Source organism: Pantoea sp. CTOTU50773 (assembly GCF_032082325.1).
Lineage (GTDB): Bacteria > Pseudomonadota > Gammaproteobacteria > Enterobacterales > Enterobacteriaceae > Pantoea > Pantoea communis.
Genome location: NZ_DAMDQC010000001.1, coordinates 102,197 through 120,215 on the forward strand (window position 1 = coordinate 102,197; position 18,019 = coordinate 120,215).

Consider the following 18,019-nt stretch of genomic DNA (forward strand, 5'->3'; position numbering starts at 1 on the left):
TACGTTTTTTTGCCCGATTAACTGTGCAGATCCAGCCAGCGCACATACGCCTGATCCCAGAGCGCAGCAGGCGTACCCGCTTTCCCCAGACCAAAGCCATGCCCACCGCTGCTGAGTTCAATCAACTCCACTGGAACCTGCATCCGACGGCAGGCATCGCGCATCATTTCAGTGTTATGGGGATTGGAGGTGTGATCATCTTCCGCCTGCGCCAGGAACGTCGGTGGATATTGTCGGGTGACATAATTCTGCACTGACCAGTTCGCTTCCTGAGTGGGTGTCGCGTGATCGCCTACCATCATCAGGTGCGTCTTGGTGTTCTGATATGGCGCTTCAAGGGTGATGACCGGATAGATCAGGCCAACGCTATCGGCCGTAGGTCGGATTTGATCGAGCGGGTCCTGCGCCGGATAGGTTTCGAAATCAGGACGTGCGGCAGCCATGCCAAGCAGATGTCCGCCAGCGGAGAAGCCGAGCAGATGCACTTTACTCTCCATAGAACGTACCAGACGAATGGCGCGCTGCGCATCCTGCAGCGGCGCGAGATTGCCCGCCTGCCACTTTTCTCCCGGCAAGCGGTAACTCAGTACGTACACGGTGTAACCGTTGGCATTTAACCAGCGCGCCACCGGCCAGGCTTCACGTCCCATGCCGATAAAACGATAGCCGCCGCCAGCCGCCACGATCACCGCTTCACCGTTGGGATTCTCGGGGCGAAATCGTTGAATCGCCGGAGAAACGATGTTGGTCCAGGAGCCGTTCATACTGACTTTCAACAGCCCAGACGGCCCACCGCCGCCTGGCGGATCGTCTGGCCACAATGGGATGATGTCATCACGGGCAAACAGTTTGCCTGTGGTCATTGAGAGGACGGTTGCCCCGGTTGCCAACAATAAGTGACGCCGTGTAAGTTTCATGCCCAGTAGCCAGTATTGAAATAAACATGTCAGCCTTGTGGGCTGCGTCTCGTTATGTGATACGTGTCAACTTTCAACGCTGGCGATTATGTACGCATTTTGTACAAAAGATCCATAGAAAAAGCGCCTATAAAGGCGCTTATTTTATAGTGAATCCGCCAAATTTTTCCGCTAAATGAAAGAGAACACTCGAGATCACGTAATTGGTTAGACGCTGAAATCCCCTAAATAATTCGAGCTGTAGCAAGGCGGCAAGTGCGTGAGTCCCCGGGAGCTTACTTCAGTAAGTGACCGGGGCGAACAAACGCAGCCAACGCCGCTACAGTTCGAAGTATGACGGGGATTTAATCCTGTTGCTGGAATTGGGTCATAACTGTTTGCTCGCACTGCTGCTGATTATGGCGCAGCTGCGTGCGTTCATCCTCGCCCAGTTCCATCCAGGCGCTGATCACTTCCTGCGCCGTTTCTTCATTGAATTCAGTCTTATCCATCGCCGAAGAAGACTGGCTGGCAGCCAGCTGAGACTTCATCTTCGCGGTATAGGTATCCAGATCGCTGGTCTTTTTTTCGCTGCTTACCAGATGGCACAGCTGGCTGGCATACACATTCTCTTCGCTGGTGTTATCACCGTCAGCGGCGAAGAGAGGGGCGGAAAGCGAGAGCCCAACGAGGGCGATTAATATGGCTTTCATAACAGACTCCAGTAATTTCCAGAAAATCACTTTTGATTATGTTGCGCACGTGCCGCCTGACGGGCGGCACGCCAGTTTAATAACGGCGTCACCGTGATGCCGTGCAGTACGATGCTGCACACCACTAACGTCAACGCCATATCCACCATTTGCTCTGCTTGTGGGCCACGCATGCCGTGCACCCAGGCGTAAGCAATGTAATTGATACTGCCGATGCCGCGAATCCCCAGCCAGCCAATGAGCAAACGGCGCATGAGCGGTATCTCACAGCGCCAGGTGGTGATCCATACCGCCAGCGGACGCACGACCACAAACAGCAGCAGCGCGAGGCCAATGCCAGTTAGATTCCAGTGATGCGCCAGCGTGATACCCAGTACTACCATCAGGCCGGCAGCCAGCAGGCGTTCGATGGTATCGCCAAACGACAACGCATCGCCGACTACCAACCCCATTGATTTGACCATACCGCTGCCACCGTGCGCCAGTCGTTGATTGGGATTGACGCGCGCCTCAGCGGGCAAGTATTGCTCCTCTTCTGACAACTCGTCTTGCGGATAGTGCTTTACCACACGCAGCTCAGCGCGACGTAGCCCAACACCCGCCGCAAAGGTGGCGAGGAAGCCGGATGCATCTACCGCTTGCGCCGCCGCATAACTAAGCGCGATGAGTGCCAGCGCGAGAAAATCATTGGGTGCAATATCCTGATGCGCGCTGCGCAACTGGGTCGCCAGTTGGCCAATCAAGCGACCGAGCAGATAGCCAATGGCTACCCCGCCGCCGATGGCCCACAGCCCATCTCTCAACGCCCATTCACTCAAATGGCTGATACTCAGCGTATCGGACTGCATCATGAGCAGCGCCAGCATCAACAGCGGCAGCGCCGATCCATCGTTCATGCCCGCTTCGCTGGAAAGCGCCACGCGTAATGCGTCATCATCGCGCGCATCGTTAACGGAAATCAGGCTGGCCAGCACCGGATCGGTCGGTGCCACAATGGCGCCAAATGCCAGCGACAGCGCCCAGTCAAAACCGGTCATCCACTGCACCAGCAGCGTCATGCCGCCTACGGTGAGAAGCATGGCAGGAAACGCCAGCCGCACCCCCAGGCGCCAGGCATGGGCCGTGAGTGGCACGCGTAATTTAAGGCCTGTGATAAACAGCGAGGCTGCCATGGCGATTTCGGTGAGATGGGCGGCGAGTTCGGCGTGCCCGAGAATATCGAGTTGCAGCAGATTGAGCAGCCATGGGCCGCAGAGAATACCCGCGAACAGGTAAAGTCCAAATGCGGTCACTGGCCCACGGTGAATCCAACCGGAAGCCAGTGACATGAGAAGTAACAGACCACCGGTAGCGGCAGTCCAGGCCAGGAAGTTCATAACGCTCCGTTTTTAAATAACATTCTCCCTTAAGCCTGGCACAGGATTGACGATCAGTTTTTCAGGTGACGACTCGCCAGACGAATCAGCAACGCAAGCGCAGCGGCAAGTGTGGAGAGCGCCACCACGCCGGTCCAGCCAAAGTGCGCCAGCGCCAGGCTTCCAAGTGCCGCACCGGTCGCCATGCCAATAAACACCACGGTAAACATCAACGCATTCAGTCGGCTACGCGCTTCTGGTGCCAGGCTGTAGACCAGCGTCTGATGCGCTACCAGTGTGGCCTGCACGCCCAAATCGAAGCCAATGGTGCTGATGATGATCAGGCCAATCTGAGCCGGAACCGGTAACAGTGGCAGCAGGAACATCAGCGCAAATGACACCATCACCAGCGTGGCACCATACTGGGTGACACGGGCAGGGCCGATGCGATCCGCCACGCTTCCCGCCAGCGGTGCCGCCAGGGCCCCAGCCGCACCCGCCAGACCAAACGCCCCTGCTACTGCACTTTCAAAATGAAAGCGCTCACTCAGCATCAGCGCCAGCGTTGACCAGAAGGCACTGAAACCCACCGACAGCAAGCCCTGTGCCAGTGCGGCACGACGTAGCGTCTGATGATGTTGCCACAGGTGCGCCAGCGACAGCAGCAGACGTGGATAGCTGACAGAGGTGCCCGGTTTAAAGCGCGGCAACACACGCCACAGTGCGAGGCTAATCAACAGCACGGCCACCGCCGCCACCATGTACATGGTGCGCCAGCCCAGATATTCCGCCACCACGCCGCTCACCACGCGTGACAGCAGAATACCGACCAGCAAGCCGGTCATCACCGTGCCAACAGTTTTACCGCGACTGCGCTCCGGCGCTAACGCCGCCGAAGCTGGCACGATGTCCTGCGCCACGGTGGCGGTTAAGCCGGTGACAAAGCTGGCGATCAGTAACGCGTTGATGCCGCCCGAGAAGCCACACAACAGCAGCGCGGCGACCAGCATCAGGCCTTTAATCAGAATAATGGTGCGGCGATCGTGACGGTCACCGAGCGGTGCCAGCAGCAGAATACCCAGCGCGTATCCCGCTTGCGTCAGCATCGGCACCATGCCGACGCTACCAATTCCAACGTTAAATTGTTTGCTGATGATATCCAGCATCGGCTGGCTGTAGTAAATCGATGCCACGCTAAGCCCGGCTCCTGCGGCGAGCGTAAACACCAGCGGCGCTGGCAGTTTTTCAGCTGGCAATGCAGTAGATTGCGAAATGGCTGACATAGTGAATTCCCCCGTGAAAGTGCGCTTATTAAAGCGCGTCACGGCCATACGCGGTAGACTCATTAAACACAGAACTGTTATGCACGGTGCGTATGAGCAATCCAACCAGTATTGACCGCATTGAACTGATGCAGACCTTTATACGTATTGTCGAAAGTGGATCGCTGTCAGCCGCCGCTGCGCAGTTGGGCACGACACAACCCACCATCAGCCGCCGGTTGCAGGCACTGGAACAGCGGTTAGGACTGAAGCTGATTCTGCGCACCACCCATGCACTAAAACTCACCGATGACGGCGAACGTTGCTATGCGCAGGCGCGGCAGTTGCTGGCGACCTGGCACGCGCTAGAGGATGAACTAACAGGTTCCAGTGACGACCCGATTGGCACACTGCGCGTGCGTGCACCCCATGCATTTGGACAAGACCAGTTGATCGATCCGCTGGTGGATTACCTGCAGCGCTACCCGCGCTTGACGGTGGAGTGGATGCTCAATGATCGCACGCCGGACTTTATCAGTGAAAACGTCGACTGTGCGATTCAGGTGGGTGTAGTAAACGATCCCTCGCTGGTGGCGATTCTGCTGGCTGAAGTGCCGCGCTTTGTGGTCGCCGCACCTTCACTGCTGGCACAGCATGTGCCGATTGAGGATGTCAGCCAGCTCACCGAATTACCCTGGCTGGCACTGACCAGCTTTTACCGCAATGAGCTTGCACTACAGCGCTTAAGTGATGGGCAGCCGATGAATCTGCCGATTGCGCCTCGCCTCGCCAGCGACAGCTTATACGCCATCCGCAAAGCCGCGCTGGCGGGCATGGGTGCGGCGATTGTGTCGTCGTGGGTAGTACAGGAGGACTTAGCAAAAGGGGATTTGATTCAGCTGGTGCCCGAGTGGCAAGCGCCGCCGCTGCCGGTGTGGCTGACCTATCCGTGGGCCAGCTATTATCCCGCTCGTATGCGGCAGTTTTTTGCGATGATCAGAGAGGTGATGCCGAAACTGGCGGGCACACAGCCGGTGCGGTGAGGGGCCAGGGCGCCATAATGGCGCACCTGGCACACCAAATTACTTCTTCTCGACCTTCGACATATTATCCAGCCAGCCCATCACGAAGGCCGACAGCACAAAGGTCAGGTGGATAATCACGTACCACATCAGCTTGCTGTCATCGACATTGCGCGCGTCCATAAAGATGCGCAGCAGGTGGATCGATGAAATCGCTACAATCGAAGCCGCGACTTTGTTCTTCAGCGAGCCGGAATCCATCTTGCCCAACCAGCTCAGCTTCTCTTTGTTCTCATCAATATCCAGCTTAGAAACAAAGTTCTCATAGCCAGAGAGCATCACCATCACCAGCAATCCGCCGACCAGCGTCATGTCCACCAGCGACAGCAGCAGCAGAATCAGATCGTTCTCAGCAATGCTGAGTATGTTGGGCAACAGGTGAAAAATTTCCTGGAAAAATTTAACGGTCAGCGCCAGCAGCCCCAGCGAAAGTCCAATGTAAACCGGAGCCAGCAACCAGCGCGATGAATACATCAGGTTCTCGATAAAACGTTCCATAATTTCCCATTAATCAACAGACAAGTGGTCGATTATAACCGAACTTGTGTGAAGTTATTTCAGCGCTTCTTCAGAAATTTCAGGGGCCGCTGGCAGCGGCAGTGACAAGCGAAACTCTGCGCCCCCTTCCGGTCGGTTTTCCGCCCAAATACGCCCGCGATGGGATTCAATAATGGTTTTACTGATCGCCAGACCGAGCCCGACACCCGGCACCGCCGACTCCTTATCGCCGCGCGCAAATTTGTCGAAAATGCGCGTCATATTCTCTTCGGCGATCCCTGGGCCGTTGTCCCAGACGGCAATCTCCAGCCGCTCTTTGTCACGCCAGGCGCGAATGCCGTGCTGCGCGGCGTTGCCGGCATATTTGAGGCTGTTCTCGATCAGGTTGGTGAACACCCGCTCCAGCATCGCGCTATCGCCTTTGATCAGCACCAGTTCCGGCGGCAAATCGAGTGCAAAATCGTGTCCTTTCAATGAGGGGCCCATACTGCTCAGCGCCCCGCCAATCACTTCATCCAGCGCCACCCACTCCTCGCGCAGGTTGAGTCCACCAGACTGAATACGTGCCATATCCAGCATATTGCTCACCAGCCGAATGGTGCTTAACGTCTGTTCCCGAATCTGGTTCGCCTGGCCGACATATTTTGAGTTATCGCCGGCCAAATCCAGCATCAGCATTTCCGCCTGACCGAACAGCACCGTCAGCGGGGTTCGCAGGTCGTGTGAAAGTGCCGATAGCAGGGCATTACGCAGTTGCTCACGCTCTGCCGCCAAACGAGACGCCGCTTCACTCTGTGACAGCGCCATGCGCTCCAGCGCGTTGGCGATCAGCACCGTAAAAGTTTCAACTAAACGCTGCTGTTCCGGGATCATCAGTTGGCGCAGATTTTCCGGCTCTACCACCAACAGTCCACGGCAGTGATTCCCGCTTTTCAACGGCAGAATTTGATACGGCACCGCTGGCAAGGTATCGGTGCCTGCACCGGCGGGCTGTGCTTTGCTAAAGCTCCATTTGGCGATGCCGAGATCGGGCGGCGTACCAATACTGCTCTCACCCACCGCCTGTAACTCGCCCTGCTCATCCGGCAGCAGCAGCTGGCTGCGTGCCTGCAAGGTGACATCAATCACGCGCTGGCTGGTGGCGGCGATATCCTGCGGCGTGAGCGCGCTGCCGAGCGATTTTGCCATCTCATACAAATGCCGCGCACGCTGTTCACGATAGCGCGCGACTTTAGCCTGATAGCGCACGCCTGCTGTCAGGTTCCCGACGATCACCCCTACCGCCAGCATCACCGCGAAGGTCACCAGATACTGCAAATCCGATACCGCCACGGTGCCGGTCGGGGCGACAAAAAACAGGTCAAAAGCCAGGATGTTGATCACCGTGGCAAACACCGAGGGCCAGCGGCCAAAGCGCAGCGCGACTAACACCACGGCTAACAGATAAATCATCACGCCGTTGGCCGGATCGAACTCCACCAGTAGCCAGCGACCTACGATCGTCACCAGAATACACAGCGCAATCGCCATAAGGCAGCCGCGCAGATGCAGCCGCCACTTATCACTGTTGGCCTGTTTACCGCCCATCGGATGCGGCGCGTCGCGCACCGGTTCGTCCAGTGCCACCACCAGCAAATCGAGGTCTGGGCCAAGCTGGCCCAAACGCTGGGCAAAACTGTCGCGCCGCCAGCGCCGTTGCGGCTGACGACCGGTGACGATTTTGCCGAGATTATGCTCGCGCGCGTAACGCAGCACGGCGCGGGCTTCATCGGGATCGGACAGGGTGGCGGTTTCCGCACCCAGCTCTTGGGCCAGTTGCAGCGTGCGTAAAATGGCACGACGACGTGCTTCCGGCAGGCGATTCAGACGCGGCGTTTCTACGTATACTGCGTGCCACTCGCTGCCGAGACGCGCGGCTAAACGCGCGGCGGTGCGCACCAGTTTTTCACTGCCGGTGTCATCGCCGATGCACAATAAAATGGCGTCACGTGTGTGCCAGACTTTGTCGCGGCCTTGCTGGTCGCGCCAGGCACGCATCTGGTCGTCCACGCGGTCTGCGGTGCGGCGCAGTGCCAGTTCGCGCAGGGCAAACAGGTTGCCTTTGCGGAAGAAGTTTTCAATCGCGCGCTCGGCGCGATCGCCGACGTAGACTTTGCCCTCTTTCAGCCGCTGACGCAGATCGTCCGGCGGCAGATCCACCAGCACTACCTCATCGGCGCTATCGAAAAACGGATCGGGTACGGTTTCGCGTACCTGAATGCCGGTCACACCACCAACCACATCGTTGAGGCTTTCCAGATGTTGCACGTTGACGGTGGTGATCACGTCGATGCCCGCTTCCAGTAGCTCTTCGATGTCCTGCCAGCGCTTGGGATGACGCGAACCCTGTACGTTGGTGTGCGCCAGTTCGTCCATCAGAATCACCGCCGGATGACGCGCCAGTGCCGCATCCAAATCGAATTCCGCGTGCCGCGAACGTCCGGTGGCGCGACGCGGCAATACCGCCAGGCCATTGAGCAGCGCAGCGGTTTCTTCACGTCCATGGGTTTCCACCACGCCCGCCAGCACATCGAGGCCTTGCGCACGTAAACGCTGCGCCTCCTGCAGCATGGCGAAGGTTTTCCCCACGCCCGCGCAGGCGCCAAAGTAGATTTTCAGCTTACCGCGATGGCTGTCGCTGTGATTCAGCAACAGCGCATCGGGATCGGGGCGGGTGATTTCATCGTTCATCAGTTATCCGTCGAGAAAAGCGCGATAAATCGCGCTATCAATCAATTATCCCTGCAGCGCATCCAGCGCCATATTCAGCCGCAACACGTTCACCGTCTCTTCACCGATAAACGGCAGCAGCGGACGCTCAGTATTACGGGCAATCAGCGCTTCCACATCCTTCAGCGCCATATTGCGCGCTGCCGCCACACGCGGTGCCTGCCACAGTGCCGCTTCCGGCGAAATATCCGGATCGAGCCCACTCGCCGATGCGGTCACCAGCTCAACCGGTACCGCAGTTGGAGCCTGTGGATTGGCGGTGCGCAGGGCAGCCACGCGCTCGGCCACCGCTTTATCCAGTGCCGGATTGCTCGCCGCCAGGTTGCTGCCGCTGGAAGCCAATGCGTTATAGGGCGCATCGCCGGTTGCCGATGGACGGCCCCAGAAATGGCCGGGCTGCGTAAATACCTGACCAATCAAATCGGAACCGCGCTCCGCGCCATCCTGCTCAATCAACGAACCGTTGGCCTGTGACGGAAACCACCACTGCGCTAAGCCGGTGGTCAGCAGCGGATAGACCGCGCCGGTTAACAGCGTCAGCAGTATTAACAATACAATAGCCGGACGTAACTGACTCATTTCTCTTCTCCTTAAACCAGGCCAAACAGCGTCAGCAGCAGGTCGATGGCTTTAATGCCAATAAACGGCACCACTAATCCGCCGACACCGTAAATCCACAGGTTGCGACGCAGCAGCGCGGCAGCACTCATCGGACGGTAGCCCACCCCTTTTAGCGCCAGCGGAATCAGGAACACAATCACCAGCGCGTTGAAAATGACCGCCGACAGAATCGCTGAGTTCGGTGAGTGCAGATGCATCACGTTGAGCATATTGAGCTGCGGATAGGTGGCCGCAAACGCCGCCGGGATAATGGCAAAGTACTTCGCCACATCATTGGCGATACTGAAGGTGGTCAGTGAACCGCGTGTCATCAGCATCTGTTTACCGATGTGCACCACTTCCAGCAGTTTGGTTGGGTTGGAGTCGAGATCGACCATGTTCCCAGCCTCTTTCGCCGCCTGCGTGCCCGAGTTCATCGCCACTGCCACGTCCGCCTGTGCCAGTGCGGGGGCGTCGTTGGTGCCGTCGCCGGTCATCGCCACTAAACGCCCTTCCGCCTGATACTGACGAATCAGTGCCAGCTTGGCTTCTGGTGTGGCTTCCGAGAGGAAATCATCCACGCCCGCTTCTGCCGCGATGGCCGCCGCCGTCAGCGGGTTATCGCCGGTAATCATCACCGTCTTAATGCCCATTTTGCGCAGCTCGGCAAAACGTTCTTTGATGCCGCCTTTGACGATATCTTTTAGCGCCACCACGCCCAGCACCTGTGCGCCTTCGGCCACCACCAGTGGTGTGCCACCCGCGCGCGCCACTTCTTCGACGCTGGCGTTCACTTCTGCCGGGAAACGGCCATTGTTGGCTTCGATATGGCGGCGAACCGCGTCAACGGCCCCTTTACGAATCAGACGATCCTGCACGTTGACGCCGCTCATGCGCGTCTGTGCCGAGAACGGAATAAAACTCGCGCCCATGCTGCTGAGATCGCGTTCGCGCAGGTTAAATTTTTGCTTCGCCAGCACCACGATGCTGCGCCCTTCCGGGGTTTCATCCGCCAGCGAGGCCAGCTGCGCGGCGTCCGCTAACTGCTGCTCGGTGACGCCAGGTGCAGGCATAAACTGCGTCGCCTGGCGGTTACCCAGCGTGATGGTGCCGGTTTTATCCAGCATCAGCACATCGACGTCGCCCGCTGCTTCCACCGCACGACCGCTGGTGGCGATGACGTTAGCACCGAGCATGCGGCTCATCCCCGCCACGCCAATCGCCGACAGCAAGCCGCCGATAGTGGTCGGAATCAGACACACCAGCAATGCCACCAGTACCGTCACGCTCACCGGCGTGCCGCCGTAGGCCGAGAACGGCCACAGGGTGGCCGTCGCCAGCAGGAACACGATGGTCAGCGACACCAGCAGAATGGTCAGCGCGATCTCGTTCGGCGTTTTGCGACGTTTGGCACCTTCGACCATGGCAATCATGCGATCAAGGAAGGTTTCGCCCGGATTGACGCTGCACTGGATCACCAGCCAGTCGGACAGAATGCGCGTACCGCCCGTTACCGACGAAAAATCGCCACCGGATTCACGGATCACCGGAGCCGATTCGCCGGTAATCGCACTCTCATCCACTGACGCGCCGCCTTCCAGCACTTCGCCGTCACACGGGATGATGTCACCCGCTTCCACCAGCACCATGTCGCCTTTACGCAAGGTGTCTGCCGCTACCGGCTGCCACTGCGCGCCATGACGTGGCTCAGCCAGCTTTTTCGCATCACTGGTTTTGCTGATGCCTTTCAGGCTGTTGGCCTGCGCCTTACTACGCCCTTCCGCCAGCGCTTCAGCGAAGTTGGCAAACAGTACCGTGAACCACAGCCAGATGGCGACACCGGCGGTGAACCCGGCGTTACCGCTCCGATGGCCTGTCAGCATGCCGATGGCCAGCAGCGAGGTCAGCACGCTGCCGAGCCACACCAGGAACATTACCGGGTTGCGAAACTGCACGCGCGGATCGAGTTTCTTCACCGCATCCAGCACCGCGGTTTTCGTCAGCGCTGCATCAAACAGCGCCAGTTGTTGACGACTCATGATTCCGTTATCCCTGAATTAATTGCAGATGTTCCGCCACCGGGCCGAGAGCCAGCGCGGGGATAAAGGTCAGTGCCCCCACCAGCAATACGGTGCCAATCAGCAGCGCGATAAACAGTGGACCGTGGGTCGGTAACGTACCGTTGCCCACCGGCTGGATTTTCTTCGCCGCCAGTGAGCCAGCGATCGCCATCACCGGAATGATGATGCCGAAGCGTCCCACCAACATGCAGAAGGCCAGCAACAGGTTCCAGAACGGGGTGTTGGCGCTCAAACCGGCAAAAGCACTGCCGTTGTTGTTAGATGCAGACGAAACGGCATACAGCACTTCGCTGAAGCCGTGGATGCCTGGATTCGCCATACCGGCGCGCCCTGCATCCGTCATCATTGCCAGTGCAGTGCCGAGCAGCACCAGGGTAGGCGTCACCAGAATCGCCAGTGCGGTCATTTTCATCTCCCACACGTCGATTTTTTTACCCATGTATTCCGGCGTGCGACCAATCATCAGACCGGCGATAAATACCCCGAGCAGCACGAACAGCAGCATGCCGTACAACCCAGCACCGACGCCGCCGAACACCACTTCACCCAGCTGCATCAGCCACATCGGCACCATGCCGCCCAGTGCAGTAAAGGAGTCATGCATGGCATTCACCGCACCGCACGAGGCTGCGGTGGTGATCACCGCAAACAGGCTGGAGTTGAGGATGCCAAAGCGCGTCTCTTTGCCTTCCATGTTGATGGCGCTGTCTGCACCGAGTGCCAGGAAGTGCGGATTACCGCGCAGCTCTGCCCACATCACGGTAACCACCGCCAGCACAAACATGATGGTCATCGCCCACAGCAGCATGTGGCCCTGACGGCGGTCGCCCAGATGCTGACCGAAGGTGAAGCACAGCGCCGCCGGGATCAGAAAGATACTCAGCATCTGCACGAAGTTGGTCAGCGCGGTCGGGTTTTCAAACGGATGGGCTGAGTTAACGTTAAAGAAGCCGCCGCCGTTGGTGCCGAGCATTTTGATCGCTTCCTGCGAAGCCACCGGACCGAGTGGCAGCGTTTGCTTCGCCCCTTCCAGCGTGGTGAGTGCGTGATAAGGCTCAAACGTCTGGATGCTGCCCTGATAAACAAAGAACAGCGCTATCAGCAGGCTGATCGGCAGCAGCACATACACCGTGATGCGTGTCAGGTCGCGCCAGGCGTTGCCCAGCGTATCCAGTGAGCGATTGGCAAAACCACGGATCAGCGCAAAAGCCACTGCAATACCGGTCGCCGCCGACAGGAAGTTTTGCACCGTGAGGCCCGCCATCTGGCTAAAATAGCTCACCGTGCTTTCGCCCGCATAAGCCTGCCAGTTGGTGTTGGTGACAAAGCTGACGGCGGTGTTGAGTGCCAGGTCCCAGCTTAGATTAGGCAGGTGTTGCGGGTTGAGCGGCAGCGACCCCTGCGACATCAAAATCGCCAGCAATAATAAGAACCCCAGCGCGTTGAACAGCAGGATCGCCTGCATATAGTGCGGCCGGCGCATCGCGCCACTCTCCACACCGGCCAGCCGCCACAGCGCCCGCTCGGTACGCGGCAGCAGCGGCTTGTCGGCCACTAACACCGCAAGAAAACGCCCCAGCGGTTGTGCCAGCACCATTAGCACCAGCAGATAGACCGCAATCAGTAAAAACGCATTCGCAGCCATCAGAATGCCTCCGCATTAAGCAGGGCATAAATCAGGTAGCCCAACAAGATAAACACCAGCACGATGCCGGCAATCACGCCCACGCTCACAGCAACCTCCAGAGGATTTGGTAGTGCTGCAAGCATGCGCGGCGCGGCATAAAGAAGGGGTAAAAAGGCGGGAATCCGGCGTAAAGAAAGTATAAAAATGCTGTCGAATTAGGCGGTTTCCAGTGCCCAGATGCGATTGAGGTCGATGTTCTGCCACAGGCCACTGTCTTCGGCTCCGGTAATGCTGTCGGTGCAGAATGAATCACCGAGATCCAGCTCTTCCGGCTTCACTTCACGTTGCGCGTGTAAAGACCAGAACACATGCACTTTGGGTTTTAACAGCGATTTTTCACCGGCCTGCACCACCAGCGCCACGCGCCCGGAAGCCAGTCGCACCAGCGATCCCACCGGATAAATGCCGATGGTGCGCACGAAGGCGTGCAGCAGCGTATTGTCGAAGTGACCGCGCCAGCTCAGCATATTGTGCATCGCTTCGGCGGGGGTCCAGCCCTTACGGTAGGGACGATTAGAGGTCACCGCATCATAGACATCGCATACTGCGGCCATACGAGAAAACAGCGAGATTTCCTCGCCTTTAAGACCGTGCGGATAACCACTACCATCCATTTTTTCATGATGGTGTAGCGCAATATCCAGCAAATCTTCTCCCGCATCGGCTTCCATGAGCATCTGCGCACCGACAATGGGATGCTGGCGCATCACGGTAAACTCTTCTTCAGTGAGCTTACCGGGTTTATTCAGGATCTCCAGCGGCACCGCCGCTTTGCCGACATCATGCAGCAAACCGCCCATGCCCACGCGCCGCTGCTGGTGCTCATCGAGCCCCATTTTTTTGCCCAGCGAGATCATCAACCCGCACACTGCCATGGAGTGCAGATAGGTGTAATCGTCGTGATTTTTCAGCCGCGCCACGCTGAGCAGCGCAGTGGGTTCACGGGTAATCGATCCGGCAATGTCGTCCACCAGGTCCATCGTATAGTTGAGGTCCAGCCCCTGACCCATACGCGCCTCGTTGAACATTGCCAGCACCTGTGGCTTACCCTGATTGAAGATGGTTTGTGCCTGATCCAGCTCTTTGAAAAATGGGGTTTGCGGAATGGCTTTCTTCGGCGCAGGCTTCGCAGGTGCCTGCACCGACTTATCGAGATCGATCCAGATTTGCTGGATCCCTTTGTTGCGGATCATCGCGATCTGGCGTTTATCGGTGATCAGCATTTGGTTGCGAATGCGTTTGTCCTTGAGCCACCAAACCTCCAGTTTGTGGATGAACATTCCTTGCCGCAATTCGTCAACGGTAATCAGCTTTATCACGATATCTCTCCTTAATATCAGTGGATGGTAAGGAGAGGTATCGGCAGCTGAGCAAATAATCTTCAGGAGTGATTTGTGCGATCTGTGAGAGGGGAAGTGATTTGGATGGGCGCAATAAATTTGCACCGCTACGTTTGCCTGATGGCACTGGTGACGGCGCGATTTATCAAGCGACAGAATCTACACCACCCGCGTTAACACCGCTTCGCCCTGCGAAAACGCCAGCAGGTTTTCAAACACCAAATCTGCCATCGACGCCATGGTTTCATGGGTGCTGCTGGCGAGATGCGGGGTGATCACCACATCATCACGCTGCAGTAACGCAGCAGGCACCGCCGGTTCATGCTCGAACACATCCAGACCGGCACCCGCAATCTCACCGGCTTCGAGCGCCGCAATCAACGCCTGCTCATCCACCACACTGCCGCGCGCAATGTTGATTAAAAAGCCCTTTGGCCCCAGCGCACGTAACACTTCAGCATTCACCAGATGATGTGTGGCGGCACCGCCGGGTAGGGTCAGCACCAAAAAATCCGCCTGCTTTGCCAGTGATAACAGCGAATCGTGGCGCGTGTAAGGCACATCCGGGCGTGAACGCGGGTTGTAAAAATGCACATCCATATCAAACGCCTGAGCGCGCTTGGCCAGCTCCTTACCAATCCCGCCCAGCCCGACAATCCCGCACACTTTACCGCCTACTTTGGTGGTCAACGGATAGCGCCCTTTCGCTTGCCAGTTACCGGCGCGCACATAACGATCCGATGCGCTGATGTGGCGCGCCACATCCAGCAGCAGCGCCATGCCGGTATCCGCCACGCAGCTGTTTAAAACGCCTGGCGTGTTGGTCACCACGATGCCACGCGCTTCGGCGGCAGCAATGTCTATCGCGTCATAGCCCACGCCGTTACTGCAAATCACCTTCAGATTGGGCAACTGCGCCAGTAGCTCAGCACTTGCTCCCATCAACGCATTGCCGCTGGTCACCAGCGCATCAATACTGGCACCGTGCTCTGCCAGCCACGCCGCCTGATCCTCCTGTTGCCACAAGCGCGAAGTGGTGAAGTGCGCATCCAGATTATCCTGCAGCCGCTGCGGCAACAGCGGCCCTTTTAGCAATACGTTAAACGGCTTTGATCCCATCTTGTTTCCCCTGATTTTCGAAGGATGTTGCAGACGAATCCTGCTCGTCACCGACGCGTTCAATCGGGCCCATCACCAGCAGGAACAGCAGCGCCGCGACGATGCAGTGCGCGCCAACGAACACCAATCCAATACTGTAGCTGCCGGTCAGACCGACGATGATGCCGAACAGCAGTGGCGTGATAAATCCGGCCATATTGCCGATGCCATTGAAGATCGCGCCCGCCAGACCTACTGCTTCTTTCGGTGCGGTATCACTGACAATCGTCCAGGTACCCGCGCCCGCCGCCACGCCTTTCCCGAAGAAGGCAAACGACATAATGGCGATAATGCCGGCATTGGTCGGGATCACCGCAGCCAGAATCAGCGAGGCGGCCATCAGCATGCCGACGATATACGGCGTTTTACGCGCCCACGACAGGCTCCAGCCGTTAGCCAGCAACTTGTCAGAGATGTAACCGCCGCTGATGCCGCCCAGGAAGCCAAACAGCGCCGGGGCGATGGTGGCAAAGCCCGCTTCCATGATGTTCATGCCGCGTGCCTGCACCAGGTAAATCGGGAACCAGGTGATAAAGAAGTAGCTGAGCGCAATGATGCAGTATTGCCCGAGATAGGCGCACCACAGCATGCGATTGCTGAGCAAGGTTTTAAACATCGCTTTGCTCAAGGGTGGACGTGCTTTGAGCGTTTGTGCTGAATCGATATCCACCAGCGCACCGCCCTCCTCAATGTATTTCAGCTCTGCGGCTGACACATGCGGATGCTGTTTCGGGCTGCGCATATACCAACCCCACACAAACACCGCCAGCACGCCAATACCGCCCAGCACAAAGAATGGCCACTCCCAGCCAAAGCGCGATACCAGCCAGCCGGACAGCGGCGAGAAGATGGCAACGGCGAAGTACTGCGCCGAGGCAAACAGCGACGAAGCTCGACCGCGTTCGGCACCGGGGAACCACATGATCACCGCACGCGCGTTGGCCGGAAAACTCGGTGCTTCAATCAGTCCGAGGGCAAAACGCAGCGCAAACATCAGCGTCAGCGCCATGGTCATGCCGTTGGAAAACTCGCCAATAAAACCCATTAAAATGGTCGAAACCGACCACAGCGCCAGCGTCACGCCATAGACTTTTTTCGTACCGAAGCGGTCAAGGAAAATCCCGCCGGGGATCTGGCCGATCACATAGGCCCAACTGAATGCCGAGAGGATCAGCCCAAGCTGGATCGCTGATAAACCGAACTCCTCTTTGATCGCCGATCCGGAGATCGACAAGATCGAACGGTCGGCATAGGCCACCACGGATAGAAACAGGATCAGACAGAGGATCCAGATACGCACATGACTGTTCTCATTGCGGTTTTTGCTTAGTAACATGGCTGAACCCCTTGATGAAGGAGCGTCCTGCTCCGAAGCGATGATGTTCAGGAATACCGCTTAAATTTCACTGTTCAGCAACTATAGAGAGCCAGATATGGAGTGGTCATTGTGCGGATGGAGGAATCCGCGCGGCTTTTTTGCGCTGGTTTTGGCATCTGCCACAAAGCAGGGTGCGGCGCTGCACAGAACCTTAAAGAAGCCGATGCTTTTGCACCGGAATGTGCGCCAGCTCTGAGAAAAACCTTCGCAACATCACTATGAGCCTGCAAAGCATCATGTATCGGCTCGCCGTAAAAAGCCGCAAAGCATCATGCACCGGCTCGTCATAGGAGGCCGCCTGCATCCTGCACCCGCGAGCAAAATGTGCGCTTAGCTGCAAAATCCATACATGTTGATTGTCAGGGTCCTTACCGCCTCGTAGTCTGAAAATGATTTCATTGAGCCATTTTCACTCTCATTGAAACATTCATTCTAATAACAAGCTTACCCTGGAGTCCGCAATGAAAACCCTCAAGGCGATACTGTTGCTTGGCCTGCTGTCCAGCTCTGCCTCGGCGTTGGCAGAAAAGATCGGCGTATCAATGGCGTATTTCGATCAGAACTTTTTAACCATTATTCGCCAGTCGATTGATAAAGAGGCCAAAGCGCGCGGGCTCGATGTGCAATTTGAAGATGCGCGCGGCGACGTTGGCCGTCAGACCGATCAGGTGCAGAGCTTTATCGGGGCGGGCGTCGACGCCATCATCGTCGATCCGGTGGATTCCGCCAGTACACCGCAGCTGACCAAACTGGCGCAGCAGGCGAAAATCCCGCTGGTATATGTAAACCGCACACCAGGCGACAAATCGCTGCCGTCCGGCGTGGTGTTTGTCGGTTCAGACGAGCGCGAATCGGGTACCTTGCAAATGGAAGCGCTGGCGAAAATGGCCAACTACAAAGGCAATGTGGCAATCATGATCGGCAATCTGACCGACGCAGGCGCACTGCAACGCACCAAAGATGTCGAGCAGGTGGTGGCGAAATATCCGGGCATGAAAGTGGTGCAGAAGCAGCCAGCGAACTATGCACGTAACGAAGGCATGGATTTGATGCTCAACTGGATTGGCAACGGCGAAGCGATTGATATCGTTGCCGCTAACAACGATGAAATGGCAATCGGTGCCGCGATGGCGCTGGCGAAGAGCAACAAGAAAATTCTGGTGGGCGGTATTGATGCCACGCCGGATGGCCTGAAAGCCA

At 57.5% G+C, this 18,019-nt stretch carries 15 protein-coding genes; 2 read left to right on the forward strand and 13 right to left on the reverse strand.

Annotation, left to right across the window (positions count from 1 at the left end; translation table 11 throughout):
- Positions 1-17: 17 nt before the first annotated feature.
- The 4 genes from RT340_RS00450 to RT340_RS00465 form a co-directional block, all read right to left on the reverse strand.
- Positions 18-863 (reverse strand): alpha/beta hydrolase, encoded by an 846-nt coding sequence (locus RT340_RS00450; protein WP_034819812.1) that lies wholly within the window; start codon positions 861-863, stop codon positions 18-20.
- A gap of 398 nt (positions 864-1,261) precedes the next feature.
- Entirely contained in the window at positions 1,262-1,609 is a 348-nt protein-coding gene (locus RT340_RS00455) for a hypothetical protein (RefSeq protein ID WP_313373397.1), read from the reverse strand.
- Between the two features lie 26 nt (positions 1,610-1,635).
- Entirely contained in the window at positions 1,636-2,985 is a 1,350-nt protein-coding gene (locus RT340_RS00460; RefSeq protein ID WP_313373399.1) for a cation:proton antiporter, read from the reverse strand.
- Positions 2,986-3,038: 53 nt separating this feature from the next.
- Positions 3,039-4,247, reverse strand: coding sequence for an MFS transporter (locus tag RT340_RS00465; RefSeq protein ID WP_097119416.1), 1,209 nt, complete (start codon positions 4,245-4,247; stop codon positions 3,039-3,041).
- A 92-nt stretch (positions 4,248-4,339) separates the two neighbouring features.
- On the opposite strand from RT340_RS00465, the gene RT340_RS00470 reads away from it, so the two are divergent.
- Positions 4,340-5,269: a LysR family transcriptional regulator gene (locus RT340_RS00470; RefSeq protein ID WP_313373402.1), complete on the forward strand. Its 930-nt coding sequence runs from the start codon at positions 4,340-4,342 to the stop codon at positions 5,267-5,269.
- Positions 5,270-5,308: 39 nt separating this feature from the next.
- On the opposite strand, the gene RT340_RS00475 is transcribed toward RT340_RS00470, so the two are convergent.
- From RT340_RS00475 to RT340_RS00515, 9 genes are all read right to left on the reverse strand, one after another.
- Positions 5,309-5,806 (reverse strand): TIGR00645 family protein, encoded by a 498-nt coding sequence (locus RT340_RS00475; RefSeq protein WP_034819827.1) that lies wholly within the window; start codon positions 5,804-5,806, stop codon positions 5,309-5,311.
- A 54-nt stretch (positions 5,807-5,860) separates the two neighbouring features.
- Positions 5,861-8,536 (reverse strand): two-component system sensor histidine kinase KdpD, encoded by a 2,676-nt coding sequence (kdpD, locus tag RT340_RS00480; RefSeq protein ID WP_313373404.1) that lies wholly within the window; start codon positions 8,534-8,536, stop codon positions 5,861-5,863.
- A gap of 45 nt (positions 8,537-8,581) precedes the next feature.
- Positions 8,582-9,154, reverse strand: a complete 573-nt coding sequence (kdpC, locus tag RT340_RS00485) for a potassium-transporting ATPase subunit KdpC (RefSeq protein ID WP_034819833.1) — start codon at positions 9,152-9,154, stop codon at positions 8,582-8,584.
- Positions 9,155-9,165: 11 nt separating this feature from the next.
- On the reverse strand, positions 9,166-11,214 hold the full coding sequence (kdpB, locus tag RT340_RS00490) for a potassium-transporting ATPase subunit KdpB (protein ID WP_313373407.1): 2,049 nt from the start codon (positions 11,212-11,214) through the stop codon (positions 9,166-9,168).
- Between the two features lie 7 nt (positions 11,215-11,221).
- A complete protein-coding gene (kdpA, locus tag RT340_RS00495; RefSeq protein ID WP_313373409.1) occupies positions 11,222-12,901 on the reverse strand; it encodes a potassium-transporting ATPase subunit KdpA in 1,680 nt (559 codons plus the stop codon).
- Positions 12,901-12,990: a K(+)-transporting ATPase subunit F gene (gene kdpF, locus RT340_RS00500; RefSeq protein ID WP_100701897.1), complete on the reverse strand. Its 90-nt coding sequence runs from the start codon at positions 12,988-12,990 to the stop codon at positions 12,901-12,903. The genes kdpA and kdpF overlap by 1 nt, the downstream gene beginning before the upstream one ends.
- 108 nt (positions 12,991-13,098) lie before the next feature.
- Positions 13,099-14,262, reverse strand: coding sequence for an HD-GYP domain-containing protein (locus RT340_RS00505; protein WP_313373414.1), 1,164 nt, complete (start codon positions 14,260-14,262; stop codon positions 13,099-13,101).
- 180 nt (positions 14,263-14,442) lie between these two features.
- The gene (locus tag RT340_RS00510) at positions 14,443-15,402 is read right to left on the reverse strand and encodes a 2-hydroxyacid dehydrogenase (RefSeq protein ID WP_313373416.1); all 960 of its coding nucleotides are present in this window, start codon (positions 15,400-15,402) and stop codon (positions 14,443-14,445) included.
- Entirely contained in the window at positions 15,383-16,777 is a 1,395-nt protein-coding gene (locus RT340_RS00515) for an MFS transporter (RefSeq protein ID WP_211729197.1), read from the reverse strand. The genes RT340_RS00510 and RT340_RS00515 overlap by 20 nt, the downstream gene beginning before the upstream one ends.
- 503 nt (positions 16,778-17,280) lie before the next feature.
- Here RT340_RS00515 and RT340_RS00520 point away from each other — a divergent pair.
- Positions 17,281-18,019, forward strand: a 739-nt coding sequence (locus RT340_RS00520) for a substrate-binding domain-containing protein (RefSeq protein ID WP_313373419.1), incomplete at its 3' end; no start/stop codon positions are given.